Source organism: Streptomyces sp. RLA131 (genome assembly GCF_056270125.1).
Map to the genome: position 1 here is coordinate 4,636,377 of NZ_JBWDOQ010000002.1, position 18,291 is coordinate 4,654,667.

An 18,291-nucleotide genomic window follows, 5' to 3' on the forward strand; every position below is an offset into this window, starting at 1 on the left:
AGACCACCGGCCCCGTAGCGGCCCGGTAGTGGCCCAGTAGCGGCGCAGTACGGAAGCGGCCCGTCCGGAGGGTTCCGGGCGGGCCGCTGCCTCTGCCTGCTGAGCGATGGTCGCGCAGAGGTGTGGTCAGCAGCTGCAGCTTCCGCAGCGGCAGGCCCCGCCGGCCTGGCAGCCGCACCCGCAGCCCGAACCGCAGCCGCACGCTCCGAGTATCGGCAGCTGGGTCCTGCCGGGCCACGGGCCCAGTTCAAGTGACGGCTGGTCTCGGACGGTCGGTGGTGTGGGGGAGTCCTGCATGGTTACCCTCCTCGGCTTGATGCCTCCGCACCAGTGAAGGCGGCCCGGGGCGGGCGCATCAACGGCGCATCAACGGCGCAGAGAGGCACAAAGCGCTCAGGCGGGCTCCGCCGCCACCGGGGTGGGGGGCGGGGTGAGCTCGTCCGCGTGCTCACCGGTGACGAGGAAGACGACCCGCTTGGCGACCGAGACGGCGTGGTCGGCGAAGCGTTCGTAGTACCGGCCGACCAGGGTCACGTCGACGGCGGTCTCGATGCCGTGCTTCCAGCGGTCGTCCAGGAGGTGCTGGAAGAGCGCGCGGTGGAGCTCGTCCATACGGTCGTCGTCCTGCTCCAGCTGGAGCGCGTCGTCGACGTCCTTGGTGACGATGACCTCGGCGGCCTTGGCCATCAGGCGCTGCGCCAGCTGGCCCATCTCCAGGATGGTGCTGTGCAGGTCGGCGGGGACCGCGCTGGCCGGGAAGCGGAGCCGGGCCAGCTTGGCGACGTGCCTGGCCAGGTCGCCGGAACGCTCCAGGTCGGCGCTCATCCGCAGGCTGGTCACGACGATCCGCAGGTCGGTGGCGACCGGCTGCTGCCGGGCCAGCAGCGTGACCGCCCGGTTCTCCAGCTCGCGCTGCAGGTCGTCGACCTTCTCGTCGGCGGCGATCACGCTCTCCGCGATGTTCAGGTCGGCGTCGAGCAGCGCGGTGGTGGCCCTCCCGATCGCCGAGCCGACCAGCCGGGCCATCTCGACCAGACCGTCACCGATCGAGTCGAGTTCCTCGTGATATGCGTCCCGCATCGCTGTCCTTCCGTTCCCTCTGGCGTTTCCGTACGGCCAGAGACTGGCCTGTCCCCACGCTCCCACGCTCATGGGTGAACGCGTACCGGCCGGACATCCAGGATGAACCAGTCCTGACACCACGGTGAACTCTTGGCAACGTACGTTCGAGAACCAGCTCCCATGGCTGTGACCAGCCTGATTCGTCAGCCTAGTCTGGTGGGCATGGACGTGAACGCGGCAGTGGCCGCAGCAGCAGCGATCGCAGGTCTTCTGACCGGCGTCATCGCGGTGCTCGCGTTCCGCTGGAGCGAGCGGGAGCAGGCCCGTCCCACCCGCGCCTCCATGCGGTCCGACGAAGCAGTCGTGCTGCCGCCGGGTGTCGACACGGTCCTGTCCGTGCTGCGCTCCTCGGCGGTCGTCCTCGACGAGGGCGACACGGTCGTCAAGGCAAGCTCGGCGGCGTACGCCCTCGGGCTGGTACGAGGCGGCCGGCTGGCCGTCGACCAGATGCTGCAGATGGCCCGCGAGACCCGGCGGGACGGCGAGATACGCCAGGTCGAGCTGGAGCTGCCGCGCCGTGGCGCGGGCCGCGGCGAGGGGCTGGCGGTCTCCGCGCGGGTGGCCCCGCTCGGGTCGCGGCTGGTGCTGCTGCTGGTGGAGGACCTGACCGAGGCCCGGCGGATCGAGGCCGTAAGGCGCGACTTCGTCGCGAACGTCAGCCATGAGCTCAAGACACCGGTCGGCGCGCTGTCACTGCTGTCCGAAGCGGTGATGGACGCCAGCGACGACCCGGAGGCGGTCATCCGCTTCGCCGGGCGGATGCAGCACGAGGCCGCCCGGCTCACCAGCCTGGTCCAGGAGATCATCGACCTCTCCCGGGTCCAGGACGACAGCCCGCTGGACGACGCCGAGGCGGTCCCGGTCGACGACCTGGTCGCCGAGGCGGTCGACCGCTGCCGGCACCAGGCGAACGCCAAGCAGATCACCATGGCCACCGGCGGCGGCCCCGATCTCAAGATCTGGGGCAACCGCGGCCAGCTCGCCGCCGCACTCGGCAACCTCGTCGAGAACGCGGTCAACTACAGCCCGGTCCGCACCCGTGTGGGTATAGCGGGCCGCCGGATAGCCGCGCCCGGCGGCGATCTCATCGAGATCTCCGTGACCGACCAGGGCATCGGCATCTCCGAGAAGGACCGGGACCGCATCTTCGAGCGGTTCTACCGGGTCGACCCGGCGCGCTCCCGCGCCACCGGCGGCACCGGTCTCGGTCTGTCCATCGTCAAGCACGTGGCCGCCTCGCACGGCGGGGAGGTCACGGTGTGGAGCGCCGAAGGCCAGGGCTCCACCTTCACCCTGCGACTCCCGGAGTCCGGGATCGCCGCACGCGACCCTGTCGCCGCCGCCCTGGCCGACGACGACGGCCGTCTGTACGAGACGTTCCCTGATCACATCCCTGCCCCGGAGGTCCTTCCGTGACCCGTGTACTCGTCGTAGAGGACGAAGAATCCTTCAGCGACGCGCTGTCGTACATGCTCCGCAAGGAGGGCTTCGAGGTCGCCGTATCGGCGACCGGGCCCGACGCGCTGGACGAGTTCGAACGCAACGGCGCCGACCTGGTTCTTCTCGACCTGATGCTGCCGGGTCTGCCCGGCACCGAGGTCTGCCGTCAGCTGCGGCTGAAGTCCAATGTCCCGGTCATCATGGTGACCGCCAAGGACAGCGAGATCGACAAGGTCGTCGGCCTGGAGATAGGAGCCGACGACTATGTCACCAAGCCGTTCTCCTCGCGCGAGCTGGTCGCGCGGATCCGGGCCGTCCTGCGCCGCCGCGGCGAGCCCGAGGAGATCTCGCCGGCCGCTCTGGAGGCCGGGCCGGTACGGATGGATGTGGACCGCCACGTCGTCACCGTCGGCGGCGGCAAGGTCGACCTGCCCCTCAAGGAGTTCGACCTGCTGGAGATGCTCCTGCGCAACGCCGGGCGCGTCCTGACCCGTATGCAGCTCATCGACCGGGTCTGGGGCGCCGACTACGTCGGTGACACCAAGACCCTCGACGTCCACGTCAAGCGGCTGCGCGCCAAGATCGAGCCCGACCCGGGCGCGCCCCGCTACCTCGTCACGGTCCGGGGCCTCGGCTACAAGTTCGAGCCGTAAACCCCGGCGTGGCGTGATGTGCCTGAGGGGTCCGGGGCCGAGCCCCGGGCCCCTCAGCCCGTGCTGGAGGCGGAGGCGGAGGCGGAGGCCGAAGCGGAGGCCGAGGAGCTCGCGGAGGCGCTCGACGACGTGCTCGCCGAGGCGGACGCCGAAGGGGAGGCCGACGCGCCGGCCGTCGGGCCGAAGGAGGCGAGATAGCCGGTCGCCGGCCGGACCAGGGCGTGCACCGACACCGCGCCGGTGGTGCTCATGTCGAAGGTGACCTGCTGGAAGTCGCCGTCGCGCTTGCCCTCGCCGCTGTGCGGGACGGACACCGACGCGTTGCCCTTGCCGCCCAGCAGCACCGAGCCGTGGGCCGGGACGGTGATGGTCTGGCCGCCGTCCCGGTCGGCCAGCGTGGCGTTCTTGGCGGAGCCGACGGTGACCGCCTGGATGGTCTGCTTCTGGCTGCCGTTGTTGAAGACGGTGGCGGAGACCACGGAGTCCCCCTGGGCGTCGGCCTTGGTCAGCACGATCGCGTTGGCGATCTGGATGTCGCCGACGGTGGTCGCCGCGTTGTCGGGCTTCACCCCCAGCGTCTGCGCGTTGTTACCGGCGCCGCATGCGGCGAGCGGGGCGATCGAGAGCGCGAGGGCGGCGGCGAGGGCGCCGCGTCGAAGGCTGCTGCTCACGGCGGCGGCATCTCCTATAGGGCAGGTACGGGGACAGGTAAGGGCACACGTACGGACGCGGGTTCACCCCGTACGGGGTACGGGGCAAGGCGACTGACAGCGGCCTTAGGTTACCGAGCCGCCGCCGTGGGCCCGCACCGGGGCGGCCTTCGGCGAGCCGGTCGTCACCCGCGCGGCGGTCCGGAATCCTTTCCGGGATTACGCCGGACGATTCCCGCACCGCGCAAGATCGATTTAACGGCGGTCCACCGGCCGTAAATCCGGGCCCGTACGAAATTGGATCACCCGGTGGTGCCGAGGGCCGAACGGAGTAGCGGTTGTCCACTCGCAGGGGAGGGACAAAAGTGGATGTATCTCCCCCGTCCGTGTCACTCCGGGGTGTGTGACGGGGGCGTTTCGCCCTCCCCGCACACCCGCTCCGACCTGCGAATACCTCGCCGGAGGCGTCGCCTCCAGCACGCCCCGGCCGCACTTGTCAAGCCCCGAGATATGCCCTGACCTGCGAAAACGCCATTCAGAACGGGCCGTTCCCGTGTTAGCATGGATAGCCACGGAAGGGGTACCTGTCACATGACGTTCAAGGTTGGCGACACCGTGGTCTATCCCCATCACGGGGCCGCGCTGATCGAGGCTATCGAAATCCGCCAGATCAAAGGCGTGGACAAGACCTACTTGGTGCTCAAGGTCGCCCAGGGCGACTTGACGGTACGTGTGCCCGCGGACAATGCGGAGTTCGTCGGTGTACGTGACGTGGTCGGTCAGGAGGGGTTGGACCGGGTCTTCGAGGTGCTGCGCGCACCGTACACCGAGGAGCCCACCAACTGGTCCCGCCGCTACAAGGCAAATCTGGAGAAGCTCGCCTCGGGCGATGTGATCAAGGTCGCCGAAGTGGTCCGCGACCTGTGGCGTCGTGAGCGGGAGCGCGGGCTGTCGGCCGGCGAGAAGCGCATGCTCGCCAAGGCCCGCCAGATTCTGGTCAGTGAGCTCGCACTCGCTGAGAACACCAACGAGGACAAGGCCGAGGCGCTCCTCGACGAGGTTCTCGCGTCCTGAAGTTCGACATGCCGCGGTGCCCGGTGCGATACGCACGCCGGGCACTGCGGCATGCGCGCGTCCGGATGCCGCAGGCCTGTCCCCCGTGACGCCGCCCATGACGTCGGAGCGGGGAACGACCCGGGCCGGGATCGAGCCGGCCAAGATCGATAAGCTCGGCATGTCGCCGTACGCGGTCGCGTCGTGCGCGATACTTACGCGCGTCAGCGCGCTTGACGATTCCGGGCGGCCGTCACCGACGCGGGGTTCACGGAAGGGCCCCGCGAGGGTTACGCGCCCGGCTCGTTGAGGCGATACCCACCTCGGCCAAGGACACAAACCTGACTACCGCCGTTGTCATTCCCGCCGCCGGACGCGGAGTCCGTCTCGGCCCCGGCGCGCCCAAGGCGCTGCGCACGCTGGGCGGCCTCCCGATCCTGGTGCACGCCGTAAGGGCCATGACCCGCGCCCGCGCGGTGTCGCTGGTCGTGGTGGTGGCCCCGCCCGACGGGGTCGCCGAGGTCGGTGCCCTGCTGGACAGCCACGGGCTCCCCGAGACCCGGGACATAAGGGTCGTCGCCGGCGGTGAGAGCCGCCAGGAGTCGGTCCGGCTGGGCCTGGCCGCGCTCCCCGACGAGGTCGATGTCGTCCTGGTCCATGACGCCGCCCGCCCGCTGGTCCCGGTCGACCTGGTCGACGCCGTCGCCGCCGCCGTGCGCGACGGGGCCCCCGCCGTCGTACCCGGGCTGCCGCTCGCGGACACCGTCAAGCAGATCGACCCGGCGACCGACGCCGTGACCGGCACCCCCGACCGGGCCCTGCTGCGTGCCGTGCAGACCCCGCAGGGCTTCGACCGGGCCACCCTCGTCAGGGCCCATGCCACCATCACCTCCGAGGTCACCGACGACGCCGGCATGGTCGAGCGGCTCGGCGTCCAGGTCGTGGTCGTGCCGGGCCACGAGGAGGCCTTCAAGGTCACCCGTCCGCTCGACCTCGTACTCGCCGAGGCCGTACTCGCCAGGAGGCGCGCAACCGATGGCTACTGAGACGCCCTCCGGGATCCCCCGGGTCGGTATCGGCACCGACATCCACGCCTTCGAGCCCGGCCGGCCCCTGTGGGTGGCCGGGCTGCTCTGGGAGGGCGAGGGCGACGGCCTGGCCGGGCACTCCGACGCCGACGTGGTCGCGCACGCCGCCTGCAACGCGCTGTTCTCCGCCGCCGGACTCGGCGACCTCGGGGCGCACTTCGGCACCGGTCGCCCGGAATGGGCCGGCGCGTCCGGTGTGACCTTGCTCACGGAGGCGGCCCGGATCGTGCGCGAGGCGGGCTTCGAGATCGGCAACGTCGCCGTACAGGTCGTCGGCGTACGGCCGAAGGTGGGCAAGCGGCGCGAAGAGGCGCAGAAGGTGCTCTCGGGGGCGGTCGGGGCCCCCGTCTCGGTCTCCGGCGCCACAACGGACGGTCTCGGTTTCACCGGGCGCGAGGAGGGACTGGCGGCGGTCGCGACCGCGCTGGTGGTGAACCGGCACTCGTAAGAGTGAGCCGCACCGTCACAAGACCGTGAACCCCGCTACCACACGGCCACGACACCCACTTCGGGCCACTACCCTTGATGCGTGACTATTCGCCTGTACGACACCGACGCGCGCCAGGTCCGTGACTTCGTCCCGCTTGTCCCGGGCTGTGTCTCGATCTACCTGTGCGGCGCCACCGTGCAGGCGGCCCCGCACATCGGGCACATCCGGTCGGGCCTCAACTTCGACATCATGCGCCGCTGGTTCGCCTACCGCGGCTACGACGTCACCTTCATCCGCAACGTCACCGACATCGACGACAAGATCATCGCGAAGTCCGCAGAGCAGGGCCGCCCCTGGTGGTCCATCGGCTACGAGAACGAGCGGGCCTTCAACTCCGGCTACGACGCGCTGGGCTGCCTGCCGCCCACGTACGAGCCGCGCGCCACCGGGCACGTCCCCGAGATGATCGAGATGATGCGCGGCCTGATCGAGCGGGGCCACGCCTACGAGGCCGAGGGCAACGTCTACTTCGACGTGCGCTCGTACGACGGTTACCTCAGCCTCTCCAACCAGGAGCTGGACAACCTCCTCCAGCCCTCCGGCGAGGGCGAGACCGGCAAGCGCGACCCGCGCGACTTCGCGATGTGGAAGGCCGTCAAGCCCGGCGAGCCGAGCTGGGAGACCCCCTGGGGGCGCGGCCGTCCCGGCTGGCACCTGGAGTGCTCGGCGATGGCCCACAAGTACCTGGGCTCCGCCTTCGACATCCACGGCGGCGGCATCGACCTGATCTTCCCGCACCACGAGAACGAGATCGCCCAGGCCAAGGGCTTGGGCGACGACTTCGCCGCCTACTGGGTGCACAACGCCTGGGTCACCATGAGCGGCGAGAAGATGAGCAAGTCGCTCGGCAACTCGGTGCTGGTCAGCGAGATGACCAAGCGCTGGCGGCCGATCGTGCTGCGCTACTACCTGGGCACCCCGCACTACCGCTCGATGATCGAGTACAGCGAGGAGGCCCTGCGCGAGGCGGAGTCGGCCTTCGCGCGCATCGAGGGCTTCGTGCAGCGGGTGCGGGAGAAGGTGGGCAAGACCGTCGAGCCGGCCCGCGAGGTGCCGCCGGCCTTCGCCGAGGCGATGGACGACGACCTGGGGGTCCCGCAGGCGCTGGCGATCGTCCACACCGCTGTCCGGCAGGGCAACTCCGCGCTCGGCGCCGACGACAAGGAGACCGCCGTCGCCCGCCTGTCGGAGGTACGCGCCATGCTGGGCGTCCTCGGCCTGGACCCGCTCGACGAGCACTGGGCCTCCGGCGAGAGCGAGCGCGGCGCGGATCTGCACGGGGTGGTCGACTCCCTCGTACGGCTGGTGCTGGAGCAGCGGGCAGCCGCGCGGGGCCGCAAGGACTACGCCACGGCCGACGCCATCCGTGACCAGCTGCAGCAGTCCGGGCTGGAGATCACGGACACCCCGAGCGGCTCGCGGTGGTCTCTCGGCTCGCACTGAGGGACCCTTGACCGCATATACATACGACTTTTGTCTGAGCAGCACCGAGCAGTAAGAGATTGGGTGACCCATGGCCGGCAACAGCCAGCGGAGAAACCGGCGCACGTCCAACAAGAAGGGCGCGACGGTCGGTAGCGGCGGGCAGCGGCGCAAGGGCCTGGAGGGCCGCGGGCCGACGCCGCCCGCCGACGTCCGCAAGGGACACAAGAAGAACCGCATCGCCAACGCCGCGGCCAAGCGCGCCTCGGCCTCGTCCGGGCAGTCGCGCCGCCCGTCCGGGCGCGGTTCCAAGTCCACCTCGGAGCTGGTCGCCGGGCGCAACCCGGTGGTCGAGGCGCTGCGCGCGGACATCCCGGCGACGGCGGTGTACGTCCAGCAGTTCATCGACACCGACGAGCGCGTCCGCGAGGCCGTCAAGCTCGCCACCGAGCGCGGCATCCCGCTGATGGAGGCCCCGCGCCCCGAGCTGGACCGCATCACCAACGGCCTCAACCACCAGGGCCTGGTCCTCCAGATCCCGCCGTACGAGTACGCGCACCCCGAGGAACTGGCCGACATCGCCGCCGACGCCCACGACGACCCGCTGATCGTGGCCCTCGACGGCGTCACCGACCCCCGCAACCTCGGTGCGGTCGTCCGCTCCGTCGCCGCCTTCGGCGGTCACGGCGTGGTGGTCCCCGAGCGCCGCGCGGCCGGTATGACCGCCGGTGCCTGGAAGACCTCGGCCGGTACCGCCGCCAAGGTCCGGGTCGCCCGTGCCACGAACCTGACCCGGACCCTTGAGGCGTACCAGAAGGCCGGCCTGACCGTCGTCGGCCTGGCCGCCGACGGCGAGGTCGAGCTCCACGAGCTGGAGGCGCTCTCCGGCCCGGTGGTCATCGTCGCCGGTTCCGAGGGCAAGGGCCTGTCCCGGCTGGTCGGCGAGACCTGCGACGTACGGGTCCGGATCCCGATGCCGGGCGGCGCGGAGTCCCTCAACGCGGGTGTCGCGGCGGGGATCGTGCTGTACGAGGCGGCGCGCCGCCGGGCCTGAGCGCGGGCGGGTTGGCGGGGCTGAGCGGGGGCGCCGGCGGGGCTGAGCGGGCGCGTTGGCGGGGTTGAGCGGGGGCACGCCGCCGCCTGCGCGGGGCGCGCCGCCGGGGCAGGGCGCTGCTTGACGCGGCTCCGACATGTCGTGACCCGTCAGACAGTGTCCTAATCGCGCGTCACTCGGTTAGATGAGTGTGGACACCAGAACAGCCCGCACGCCCCCGGGGGGACGGTCGTCGTCGGCACCGGACGAGCCCGCGCTCAGCATGGTGAAGGTGCACTCCGACCCGGCGCAGGTCATCGTCAATCACGCGAGCTTCCGCGTGCAGCTCGGGGCGGCGTCGGCCCGGGCGCTGCAACGGAACCAGCGGATGCCGCTCATCCCGAGCGCAGTGCGCCCCTCCGCCGCCGCGCAGCGGCGCACGCATGTCGTGTCGGCGTCGCAGGCGCAGCTGATGCAGAACGTCATGGGAGCCGGTGTCGCGGAGGCCGCCGAGCCGGCCGGGGCGACGACCCAGGTCCTGCCCCGGATCGACGACCGGACACGACCGCACCCGACGGTCGCCGGGCCGCGCCGGCCTCCCTCCGGGCCGGCGCCCGGCGAGATGCTGGGCGGAATGCTCCCCGCGCAGGGCGCCTTCGACGACGGGTACGGCGATCCGGACGAGGAGTTCCCGGTCGGCGAGCGACGCCGGGGCCGCAAGCACGCGGATCCGGTGCGGCACGCCTGGTATCCGGGCCGCCGGATGAACCTCGGCATCGTGCTGCTGCCGCTGCGCGTCTTCCTCGGCTTCATCTCGATCTACGCCGGCATGGGCAAGCTCTGCGACCCGGTCTACTTCGACGGCGGCAAGCGCGGCTCCATGGTCACCTGGCTGGCCTCCCTGCACCCCTGGGCCGCCGCGGAGCCGCTGCGCGACCTCGCCCTCGGGCATCCGGTGGGCGCGGGTCTGACCATCGCCTTCCTCCAGGTGATCGCCGGTGTGCTGACCATCTGCGGCCTGTGGCAGCGGGTGGCGGCCGGCGTCGGCGTACTGCTGTCCGCCGCGCTGCTGCTGACGGTGAGCTGGCGGACCGTCGCGGTCTACGACGCGCCGGACATCATCTACCTGGCCGCCTGGAGCCCGCTGGTCATCGCCGGGGCCCCGGTCTACTCGGTCGACGGCCGCCTCGCCGGCGAGGCCTGGCGCCGGCTCGGCCCCCGCGCCGACCTGTGGGACCTGCGCCGCCGGGTGCTGCGCCGAGGCATGGTGCTGGCGACGGTGCTGGTCGGGCTGACCCTGGTGGTCGGCTCCACGCTCGGCGCGGCCGTACGGTCCACGTCGACGCGTTCCGAGCTGCCCGGCCCGACCGACCTGCCCACCAACAACCAGAACGGCTCCCCGCTGCCGGAGGTCTCCGGCGAGGCCAGCGGCAGCTCCTCCGGTACGCCGTCGGCCTCGAAGTCGGCGGACGCCTCGCCGTCGGCCTCGGCCAAGCCGTCCGCCACGTCGGCCGGCTCCTCCTCGACGCCGACGAGGGGTGCCGCCCGGCAGAGCGGTACCACCGGCGGTACCGGGACGAGCCCCGTCCAGTCGGTGCCGTCCGCCGCGCCCCGGCCGACGCACAGCAGCAGCGTGCCCTCCCCGACCTCCGGGGGCGGCAGCAGCAGCGGAGGCGGCGGCAGCACGGGCGGCAGTGGCGGCGGCAGCAGCAGCGGTGGAAGCGGCGGCGGCAGCGGCGGCGGTTCCTCGGACAGCGGCGGCGCTCTCGGCGGCCTCCTCGGCAGCGGGGAGACCTCCGGCTGGCTGCTGGGCATGTCCGGCGAACGCCGCCCGGCCTCCTCGCCGCGCGGAGCCGCCTGAGCCGCACGCGGAGGGGTACGCGGACGGGTACGTGAACGGGTACGCGGACGGGTACGTGAACGGGGCGGGCCGGAAGGACAATTCCTTCCGGCCCGCCCCTTTCACGTATGCGGTGCCGTATCCGGCGAAGCCCTACAGCGGCGGCTGAGCGGCCAGTTCCTTCGCCGCCTCGGTGAGGTCCTTCGCGGTGTCGATGGCCCGCCAGTAGGCCCCCTGGGGCAGCGGGTAGCCCGCCAGCCGCCGTTCCCGGGCCAGTTGGGGGAAGGTGGTGCGCTCGTGGTCGCCGCGCTCGGGCAGCAGCCCGGTGAACTCCGGGTCGAAGACGTACACACCGGCGTTGATGAGAAACGGTGACGGCGGCGACTCGACGAAGTCCAGCACCTGGCCGAACTCGTTGGTCTCGACGGCGCCCCAGGGGATCCGCGGCCGGGCGAGGGCAAGGGTGGCGGTGGCGGCGCGTTCGTAGTGGAAGGCGGCCATCTCGCGCAGCGAGAAGCGGGTCCAGATGTCGCCGTTGGTGGCGTACCAGGCCTCGTCGGGCCGGGGCAGGGACTTGGCGGCGTACTTGAGGCCGCCGCCGCGCCCGAGGGGCTCGGTCTCGACGACGGTGGTGACCCGCAGCGGCAGGTCCGTCGAGTCCAGCCACTCCTGGAGGACATCGGCGAGGTGGCCGCACGAGACCACGGCGTCGGTGACGCCCTCGGCGGCCAGCCAGGTGAGTTGATGGCCGATGATCGGTGTCCCGGTGCCCGGGATCTCGATCATCGGCTTGGGGCGGGTGTCGGTATAGGGCCGCAGTCGCGACCCCTGCCCTCCGGCGAGGAGGACGGCCTGGGTGACGGAAGGGAGCGCGCCTGTCATGAAGCGCACCCTACGTGAGGTCATGGCCCCAGGTCTCCAGGTCAGCCGAGCGAAGCGACGCCGCTCGCGAAGGCGGTGTCACACACCGGCCGGGACCAGTTCTGGGCGCGCTGCGAGCCGTAACGGACCGCGGCGGCACGGCCCAGGGACCGTGCGATGGAGCCGCAGTACTGGGCGAGCGACGGACGCTCCGCCATCTCCCGCTGGAGGCTGGTCAGCGCGGAGCCCGGGTTCTTCTCCTGGAGCTCGCCGAGCAGTCGGCGCCGCAGCACCTCCTGCGGGGCGGAACGGGTGACGTCCGCGGCCCGGGGGTGCGCGGCGGTGAGGGTCTGGGCCTCGGACGCCGACGAGGCCCACGGGACGCGGGTGACGGCGAGGGTCCCGGAGAGTACGAGGACGACCGGGAGTACGAAGGCGAGTGTCTTGCCGATGCGGCTGGCTACCTGGTTCACGGCAGTGATGGTAGCGAGGAGTAATGATATGGCGACATTTAGCCACTCTGACGAGTGATGAAATCCCCTGGATCGTTTGGGAGCGGGTTGACGAACATGCTCGAAAGGCCGTCGGTTGAGGGTGTTTGTCGACAGGCTGCGCACAGACGTACGGCCCGGTCCCCCGTAAGGAGAACCGGGCCGTCAGGTCCTGGACGGCGTCCTGGGTCAGTCGCTGAGGCGCTCGCCGGACGAGGTGGAGAACACGTGCGTCTCGCCACCGCGCGGCACCACGTGGATGACCTCGCCCTTCTCCGGCACCTTGCGGCCGTGCACCCGGATGACCAGGTCCTTCTCCGTGCCGCCGATGCTCGCCGTGCCGTAGACGTTGCTCTCGGAGCCCAGCTCCTCGACCACGTTCACCGTCACCGGCACGCCGGCCGGGTCGCCCTTGGACAGGCCCTCGGTCTCGTCGCTGACGAGGTCGAAGTGCTCCGGCCGGATGCCCACGGTGACCGTGGAGTCGCCCTTGCTCGACGCCTCCGAGATCGACTCCCGGTTCACCGGGATGATCGAGTTCCCGAACTTGACGCCACCGTCGACGATCGACACCTCGACCAGGTTCATCGCGGGCGAGCCGATGAAGCCGGCCACGAACAGGTTCGCCGGGCGGTCGTACATCGAGCGCGGCGTGTCCAGCTGCTGGAGCAGGCCGTCCTTGAGCACCGCGACCCGGTCGCCCATCGTCATGGCCTCGACCTGGTCGTGGGTGACGTAGACGGTGGTGGTGCCCAGGCGCCGCTGGAGCGTCGCGATCTGGGTACGGGTCGAGGCGCGCAGCTTGGCGTCGAGGTTCGACAGCGGCTCGTCCATCAGGAACACCTGCGGCTCACGCACGATCGCGCGGCCCATCGCCACACGCTGCCGCTGACCGCCGGAGAGCGCCTTCGGCTTGCGCGCGAGGTACTCCGTGAGGTCGAGGATCTTCGCGGCCTCCTCCACCCGCTTGCGGATGTCCGCCTTGTTGATACCGGCGATCTTGAGCGCGAAGCCCATGTTGTCGGCGACGGTCATGTGCGGGTAGAGCGCGTAGTTCTGGAACACCATCGCGATGTCCCGGTCCTTCGGCGGCAGGTGGGTGACGTCCCGGTCACCGATGCGGATGGCGCCGGCGTTGACGTCCTCCAGGCCGGCCAGCATGCGCAGGGAGGTGGACTTGCCGCAGCCGGACGGGCCGACGAGGACGAGGAACTCCCCGTCGCCGACGTCGATCTGCAGGCCGTCCACAGCGGGCTTCTCGGAGCCCGGGTAGATCCGGGTTGCCTTGTCGAAAGTGACAGTGGCCATGGTGATGTGGTCCCTTCACCGGCAGGAACGTGCCGGACGATCCGAGTAAAGGAAAGAGGTCTAGTCCATGAATTCATGGACTTCGGGTGACGCTACCTGGCCACCCACCTGCTTGTCAGTAGTCCGAGGCCCTTCGATGGTGACGAATTTCCGGCCCGCCCCCCGCTACGTGCTGGGTACACTGCTTGCTGGCGTCCGTCCATGAATGTGGGCGGCCCGCCATGCCGCCTTAGCTCAGCTGGTAGAGCACCGCTCTTGTAAAGCGAAGGTCGTCGGTTCGAATCCGACAGGCGGCTCTCCGACTTGCGTCAAGGCATGGAAACGACCCCTTGGAGTTGATCTCCGAGGGGTCTGCTGATCCCGTGGGAACGTCGGGCTTCGCCTCCGGCCCGGTTCCTGGGCGGCATCCCGCCGCGCCGGCGACTCGCGCGGAACCAGGGCGAGCGGGGCTTGGGCCTGGGCTTCCCCGAACTGCGGCAGCACCGAGGTGTAGGTGTCAGCCGTCAGCGAGCGGCAACCGTGCCCCAGTGGCATCCGGATCGCCTTCATGTGCGGGCCGGCGGCCAGAGACAGCGTTGCCGCGCAGTGCCGCAGGTCGTGCAGCGCACCGGCGGCAGGCCGAGCTTCTTCGTCAGGCGCGTGAACGCCTGCCCCGCGGCCGGGGTGTTCGTAGAGGTCCTGACGCCCGTTCCGGTTTTCGGACTCGCGCACCGGCTGCCGTCTTTCCGCCATGCGGCGGAGTGCCCGTACCGGGACCACATCACAATGCCCGTGTTTGCGGCCGGCTGTCCGGTCGCCTATGCTAGGCGACCGGTCGTCTAGTAGGTAATGTACAGGGGTGTCACGTCTCGCCGGTCGGGCCGGGCGCCCTCGCCGCCGTGCTGCAGGTTCTGTACGCGTGCGGCCCTCACATGCAGGGAGATGCCGCATATGCGCGTTGAGATTTGGACCGATATAGCATGCCCGTGGTGTTATGTCGGTAATGCGCGATTCAGTCAGGGGCTCGCGGCCTTTGCGCACCGTGATCGGGTGGAGCTGGTGCACCGGTCGTTCGAGCTCAATCCGGAGGCCGAAACCGGCACCGTACCGATCATCGACGCGGTCGCGGCACAGTACGGGCGCACCCGTGAGCAACAGATCGCCAGGGAAGAGCAGGCTGCGGCCATGGCGGCGTCCGTGGGCCTGGGGTTCCGCATCGGCGGGCGTGTCTTCGGGAACACCTTTGACATTCACCGTCTCCTGCACTTCGCCAAGTCCTCCGACCTTCAGGTCGAGTTGATGGATCTCGCCTTCCGGGTGAACTTCGCGGACGAGCGTTCGGTCTATGACAGGGAGACTCTGGTGAGCCTGGCCGTCGAGGTGGGACTGGACGAGGCCGGAGCGCGAGAAGTGCTCGACAATCCGGATGCGTACGCTGAAGAGGTGCGGGCCGACGAACGGTTGGCCGCCGAGATGGGCGCGAGTGGAGTACCGTTCTTCGTCCTGAACCGGCGCTACGGGGTCAGTGGCGTTCAGCCGGCCGAGATGTTCACCCAGGCGCTGGAACAGGCCTGGACGGAGCGATCGGCAGCGTAGAGGTCCGGCACAAGCGTTTGGGCCTTGACCCGGAATCCTGGACACGGGCTATGTTGTCCGCGCTGCTGCCCACCGCGGAACCTGTTCCAGCGGGCAGCGGGCAGCGGGCAGCGGGCAGCCGTGAGCCGGCAGCCGGCAGCCGGCAGCCGTGAGCCGGTGGTAGGTGATGATCGGCTGCGACGATGTCGCAGCCGATGGGCAGAGTCCAGCTGAGCGCGGATGACATGCCCGGGCGGGCAGGAGCGGCGGTGCCCGCCGGCCTGGGCTCAGCTGGTGAAGTAGAGGTACTTCCAGGCACCGTGGGTGGTGTAGTTCACGTTGTCCTCCGAGTTCTTGATGTACGAGGAGCGGATCCGGGCATGCACGCCGGACTTGCCCGGGGCCTCCAGGTGGATCGTGGACACCCCCTTGGAGCTCAGCGGGAACTCGTCGGTCACCGTCGTGTGCCAGGTGCCGTTGGCGTACACCTGGATCTGAAGGATCTGCTCGCGGGCCTGGTGGCGGGTCATGGTCGTGGCGTGCACCGGGTCGGTGCTCTTGTGGAAGTAGTAGTACGTGTGGGTGCCGATCCTGCCCGTCTTGTAGTGCTTGGAGACGGAGGTGGAGATCTTCACCTTGGCGTAGGCGGTCGACTTCGCGGTCTTCGGGGCGTAGCGGGCGTCGCCGGTGAAGACCGCGGTGACGACGGTGTTGCGCTTCATGTCCACGGTCGCCGACAGGTTGCCGTCGGAGTTGACGGCGCCCTTCTTGATCAGGGTGTCGGGCTTGTCGGAGCCGTAGGGGTTGGCCCAGATCTCGACGACGCGGTTCTTGTACGTCGTGCCGAGGCGGGCGGTGAACTTCACGTCTGTGCCGTAGGAGTAGACGTTGCCGTTCTTGTTCACCGACAGGCCGGTGGCGTGGCGGGAGACATCGACGGTGTCGGTGCCGCCAGCGGCCAGGTGGGCGGTGTCGCCGGCGTAGTGGACGGTGTATTCGACCTTGCTGCCGGCGGGCGGGGTGTCGGTGAACGAGAAGGTGCCGTCCGCTTTGACGGTGGTGTCGGGCAGCGCCTTGCCGTTCGGGGACTCCATGTCGGTGCGGGTGACCGTCAGCGGGGTGCCGGCCGCGAGCGGCAGCTCGGCGGAGGCTGTGCCGGTGACCGTGAGGCGCTTGGCCAGGTCGGCCTTGGCCGGGGCGCTGACCGTCACCGTGGTGACGGCCTTCGCGGGGTCGGTCAGCAGGCGGAGGGAGACCACGCCCTCGTCGTTGGTGGTCACCGCGAACAGGCGGGTGCCGCCCGGCTCCCAGGCCAGGCCCCCGACGGTCACGGTGTCGGCGGCCGTGGTGTGGCTGGTGTTGGGGAAGTCGTACTCCTGGACCGGGACTGTGGTGCCGGGCCTGAAAACGTAGAGGTCCGGTTCGTAGGCGGCGTAGTTGCCCGCCGCCACGGTGCTGTCGGCCGCGACCGCCACCGCGTCGGCCTGGTACGCGGTGACGTAGGACCCCGCCTCGGCCAGGTCCGAGGTCTGCCAGACCCACGCGTGGTCGTCCCCGTTGGCCGTGATGAGACGGCTGCCGTCCGGGGTGAGCGCCAGGTCCAGGGTCTGGGTGTGTGAGGTTTCCCTGACGGCGGTGCGGGTCGCCGTGCCGTTGGCCAGGTCGTACATGCCGAGCAGGGGCGAGCCCCAGGTCGGGTCTCCGGCGGCCAGGACATCGGGGGCGCCCGGCGTCGAGGCGAGTATCGGCGCCGCCTTCCAGCCGGTGCTGCCGTCCTGGCCGAGGGTCACCACGGGCTCGTCGCCGGTCAGGTCCAGCGAGCCGATGTCGCCGTTGCCGGCAGTGCCGTACCCGAACCAGATCTTGCCGCCCGCGAGAGCGAGGTACTTCGGGTCGGTGGCGTCGCCGGTCGCGTACCGCGCGGACTCCGTCAAGGTGGCGGTATCGATCGCCGCGATCGCGTCGGCGCCCGGCACGGCGGCGTACATCGTGCCGGAGTCGGCGGACAGTTCGAGTCCGGTCACGCCCGGCAGCGATCCGATCGTGCCCCGGACTGTGCCGCTGTAGTCGGTGGCGACGACCTTGCCGCTCGTCGGATCACTGATGAAGACCAGGTGGTGGACTCCGTCCACCGCGATGTCCCCGCTTGAGGAGACCGGCAGGACGGCGCTGCTGTCGGCAAGGGCCGGTGCGGCGACGGAGCCGATCAGAGCGACGGAGCTGAACAGAACCGCCACTGCGGTGACGGCCGGAAGAGTGCGCACAGGCACGATGTCGGACTCCCGGGACGAAGCGATGAGAGGACCGGGCGATGATCAGATGCGCCAGGCGGTGAGCGAAGACTAGGTCATGTCCGCGACGAGGCGGTGACTGCCCCGGGCATCCCGTGCCGGTTCCGTGGGGCGGGCACAGCCGACGCGGCAGCCCGCCTCGCCGGGCAGTGGTCACAGCTCTCGCCGTCCTCGAAGGCTCGCCCTGCGGCACCCCCGCTGAGGCCGAGCCCTCTGCGTCAGCCGGTGGGGGGTGGGGGGCCGGCTGGGGCAGAGGGGGGCTGGTGGTGGTGCTGGGGGGCGGGCGGTCCCCAGGGGGCCGGGGGTGCGGCGGGGGCGGGACGGGGGGTGGTGGTGGCCGGGGTACGGGTGGTGAGGGTTGCCAGGGCCGCGGCGGCCAGGGCTACGAGACAGGCGAGGCCGATCAGCCAGAAGCCCGCGCCGAGGGTGGTGGTGCGTTTGGCGCTGTCCCACTGGGTGTCGTTCACCGACGAGGTGGCGACCGTCAGGGTCGTGCCGGCGAGCAGTCCCGCTCCGGCGACTGCGAGGACGCGCACCAGGGCGATCCGGCGGCCGAGGCCGGCCAGCAGGAGTACGGCGGCGACGACGGCGAGGACGCTGCCGATCAGCAGCGGGACGCCGAAGAGCTGGGTGACCGAGGTCTGGGACGACGCCGCGCCGGAGCTGTAGGACCAGGCCTTCGCCACGGAGGTGAAGAGGTTGTCCGGGTCGGTGCCGCCGCTGGAGTCGACGGACCGGTCCATGACGGCGAAGGAGCCGCCGACGGTCAGCGCGGCGGCGAGGATCAGCAGGCCGCCGCATATCCGGTCCAGGACGGCGGGGTCGGCGGGTGCTGCGGGGGGTGCCGGGGGTCTGCCGTAGGCGTAACCGCCCTGCTGTGGAGGGGCGGTCGGCCAGCCCTGCGGTGGGGCCGTGGGCGGCTGGGGAGGAGGGGTTGGCTGACCGGGAACCGGGCCGTTTTGCGTCGGATCAGTCATGGATGTGATCGTACGCAG

Annotated in this window: 16 protein-coding genes and 1 tRNA gene; 10 read left to right on the forward strand and 7 right to left on the reverse strand. The window is 70.6% G+C overall.

Annotated elements, in window-relative coordinates:
• Nucleotides 1-393: 393 nt before the first annotated feature.
• On the reverse strand, nt 394-1,080 hold the full coding sequence (gene phoU / locus RWE79_RS21975) for a phosphate signaling complex protein PhoU (protein ID WP_475941775.1): 687 nt from the start codon (nt 1,078-1,080) through the stop codon (nt 394-396).
• Nucleotides 1,081-1,284: 204 nt separating this feature from the next.
• Here phoU and phoR point away from each other — a divergent pair, with 204 nt between their 5' ends.
• A complete protein-coding gene (gene phoR, locus RWE79_RS21980) occupies nt 1,285-2,538 on the forward strand; it encodes a two-component system sensor histidine kinase PhoR (protein WP_475941776.1) in 1,254 nt (417 codons plus the stop codon).
• The gene (phoP, locus tag RWE79_RS21985; RefSeq protein ID WP_127358923.1) at nt 2,535-3,215 is read left to right on the forward strand and encodes a two-component system response regulator PhoP; all 681 of its coding nucleotides are present in this window, start codon (nt 2,535-2,537) and stop codon (nt 3,213-3,215) included. The genes phoR and phoP overlap by 4 nt, the downstream gene beginning before the upstream one ends.
• A gap of 53 nt (nt 3,216-3,268) precedes the next feature.
• On the opposite strand, the gene RWE79_RS21990 is transcribed toward phoP, so the two are convergent.
• A complete protein-coding gene (locus tag RWE79_RS21990; protein ID WP_475941777.1) occupies nt 3,269-3,886 on the reverse strand; it encodes a DUF461 domain-containing protein in 618 nt (205 codons plus the stop codon).
• A gap of 570 nt (nt 3,887-4,456) precedes the next feature.
• Here RWE79_RS21990 and RWE79_RS21995 point away from each other — a divergent pair.
• The 6 genes from RWE79_RS21995 to RWE79_RS22020 all read left to right on the forward strand — a co-directional run bounded on the left by RWE79_RS21995 (nt 4,457) and on the right by RWE79_RS22020 (nt 10,812).
• Nucleotides 4,457-4,939 carry a CarD family transcriptional regulator gene (locus RWE79_RS21995; RefSeq protein ID WP_033174074.1) on the forward strand — a complete coding sequence of 161 codons (483 nt, stop codon included), beginning with the start codon at nt 4,457-4,459 and terminating at the stop codon, nt 4,937-4,939.
• Nucleotides 4,940-5,232: 293 nt separating this feature from the next.
• Entirely contained in the window at nt 5,233-5,964 is a 732-nt protein-coding gene (gene ispD / locus RWE79_RS22000; protein WP_475945996.1) for a 2-C-methyl-D-erythritol 4-phosphate cytidylyltransferase, read from the forward strand.
• A complete protein-coding gene (ispF, locus tag RWE79_RS22005) occupies nt 5,954-6,454 on the forward strand; it encodes a 2-C-methyl-D-erythritol 2,4-cyclodiphosphate synthase (protein ID WP_475941778.1) in 501 nt (166 codons plus the stop codon). Before ispD ends, ispF begins: the two co-directional genes overlap by 11 nt.
• A gap of 81 nt (nt 6,455-6,535) precedes the next feature.
• Nucleotides 6,536-7,939, forward strand: coding sequence for a cysteine--tRNA ligase (gene cysS / locus RWE79_RS22010; RefSeq protein ID WP_475941779.1), 1,404 nt, complete (start codon nt 6,536-6,538; stop codon nt 7,937-7,939).
• A 70-nt stretch (nt 7,940-8,009) separates the two neighbouring features.
• Nucleotides 8,010-8,972 carry a 23S rRNA (guanosine(2251)-2'-O)-methyltransferase RlmB gene (rlmB, locus tag RWE79_RS22015; protein ID WP_475941780.1) on the forward strand — a complete coding sequence of 321 codons (963 nt, stop codon included), beginning with the start codon at nt 8,010-8,012 and terminating at the stop codon, nt 8,970-8,972.
• 262 nt (nt 8,973-9,234) lie between these two features.
• Entirely contained in the window at nt 9,235-10,812 is a 1,578-nt protein-coding gene (locus RWE79_RS22020) for a DoxX family protein (protein WP_475941781.1), read from the forward strand.
• A 132-nt stretch (nt 10,813-10,944) separates the two neighbouring features.
• Here RWE79_RS22020 and RWE79_RS22025 read toward each other — a convergent pair whose 3' ends face one another.
• The 3 genes from RWE79_RS22025 to RWE79_RS22035 all read right to left on the reverse strand — a co-directional run bounded on the left by RWE79_RS22025 (nt 10,945) and on the right by RWE79_RS22035 (nt 13,451).
• Nucleotides 10,945-11,673, reverse strand: coding sequence for a nucleotidyltransferase family protein (locus RWE79_RS22025; RefSeq protein WP_475941782.1), 729 nt, complete (start codon nt 11,671-11,673; stop codon nt 10,945-10,947).
• 41 nt (nt 11,674-11,714) lie between these two features.
• A complete protein-coding gene (locus tag RWE79_RS22030) occupies nt 11,715-12,125 on the reverse strand; it encodes a hypothetical protein (RefSeq protein ID WP_475941783.1) in 411 nt (136 codons plus the stop codon).
• A 207-nt stretch (nt 12,126-12,332) separates the two neighbouring features.
• Nucleotides 12,333-13,451 (reverse strand): ABC transporter ATP-binding protein, encoded by a 1,119-nt coding sequence (locus RWE79_RS22035; RefSeq protein ID WP_475941784.1) that lies wholly within the window; start codon nt 13,449-13,451, stop codon nt 12,333-12,335.
• Between the two features lie 223 nt (nt 13,452-13,674).
• On the opposite strand from RWE79_RS22035, the gene RWE79_RS22040 reads away from it, so the two are divergent.
• Nucleotides 13,675-13,747, forward strand: a tRNA-Thr gene (locus RWE79_RS22040).
• Nucleotides 13,748-14,381: 634 nt separating this feature from the next.
• The gene (locus RWE79_RS22045) at nt 14,382-15,026 is read left to right on the forward strand and encodes a DsbA family oxidoreductase (protein WP_475941785.1); all 645 of its coding nucleotides are present in this window, start codon (nt 14,382-14,384) and stop codon (nt 15,024-15,026) included.
• A 266-nt stretch (nt 15,027-15,292) separates the two neighbouring features.
• On the opposite strand, the gene RWE79_RS22050 is transcribed toward RWE79_RS22045, so the two are convergent.
• Nucleotides 15,293-17,275 (reverse strand): Ig-like domain repeat protein, encoded by a 1,983-nt coding sequence (locus tag RWE79_RS22050; RefSeq protein WP_475941786.1) that lies wholly within the window; start codon nt 17,273-17,275, stop codon nt 15,293-15,295.
• 239 nt (nt 17,276-17,514) lie between these two features.
• Nucleotides 17,515-18,273 (reverse strand): hypothetical protein, encoded by a 759-nt coding sequence (locus RWE79_RS22055; protein ID WP_475941787.1) that lies wholly within the window; start codon nt 18,271-18,273, stop codon nt 17,515-17,517.
• Nucleotides 18,274-18,291: the final 18 nt, after the last annotated feature.

Excerpts from the sequence above, each read along its gene's own strand:
- RWE79_RS22045 (WP_475941785.1), top strand. The coding sequence starts at position 14,382 with ATGCGCGTTGAGATTTGGACCGATATAGCATGCCCGTGGTGTTATGTC.
- RWE79_RS22020 (WP_475941781.1), top strand. The coding sequence starts at position 9,235 with ATGGTGAAGGTGCACTCCGACCCGGCGCAGGTCATCGTCAATCACGCG.
- phoR (WP_475941776.1), top strand. The coding sequence starts at position 1,285 with ATGGACGTGAACGCGGCAGTGGCCGCAGCAGCAGCGATCGCAGGTCTT.
- RWE79_RS21995 (WP_033174074.1), top strand. The coding sequence starts at position 4,457 with ATGACGTTCAAGGTTGGCGACACCGTGGTCTATCCCCATCACGGGGCC.
- RWE79_RS22055 (WP_475941787.1), bottom strand. The coding sequence starts at position 18,273 with ATGACTGATCCGACGCAAAACGGCCCGGTTCCCGGTCAGCCAACCCCT.
- ispF (WP_475941778.1), top strand. The coding sequence starts at position 5,954 with ATGGCTACTGAGACGCCCTCCGGGATCCCCCGGGTCGGTATCGGCACC.
- RWE79_RS22025 (WP_475941782.1), bottom strand. The coding sequence starts at position 11,673 with ATGACAGGCGCGCTCCCTTCCGTCACCCAGGCCGTCCTCCTCGCCGGA.
- phoU (WP_475941775.1), bottom strand. The coding sequence starts at position 1,080 with ATGCGGGACGCATATCACGAGGAACTCGACTCGATCGGTGACGGTCTG.
- RWE79_RS22035 (WP_475941784.1), bottom strand. The coding sequence starts at position 13,451 with ATGGCCACTGTCACTTTCGACAAGGCAACCCGGATCTACCCGGGCTCC.
- rlmB (WP_475941780.1), top strand. The coding sequence starts at position 8,010 with ATGGCCGGCAACAGCCAGCGGAGAAACCGGCGCACGTCCAACAAGAAG.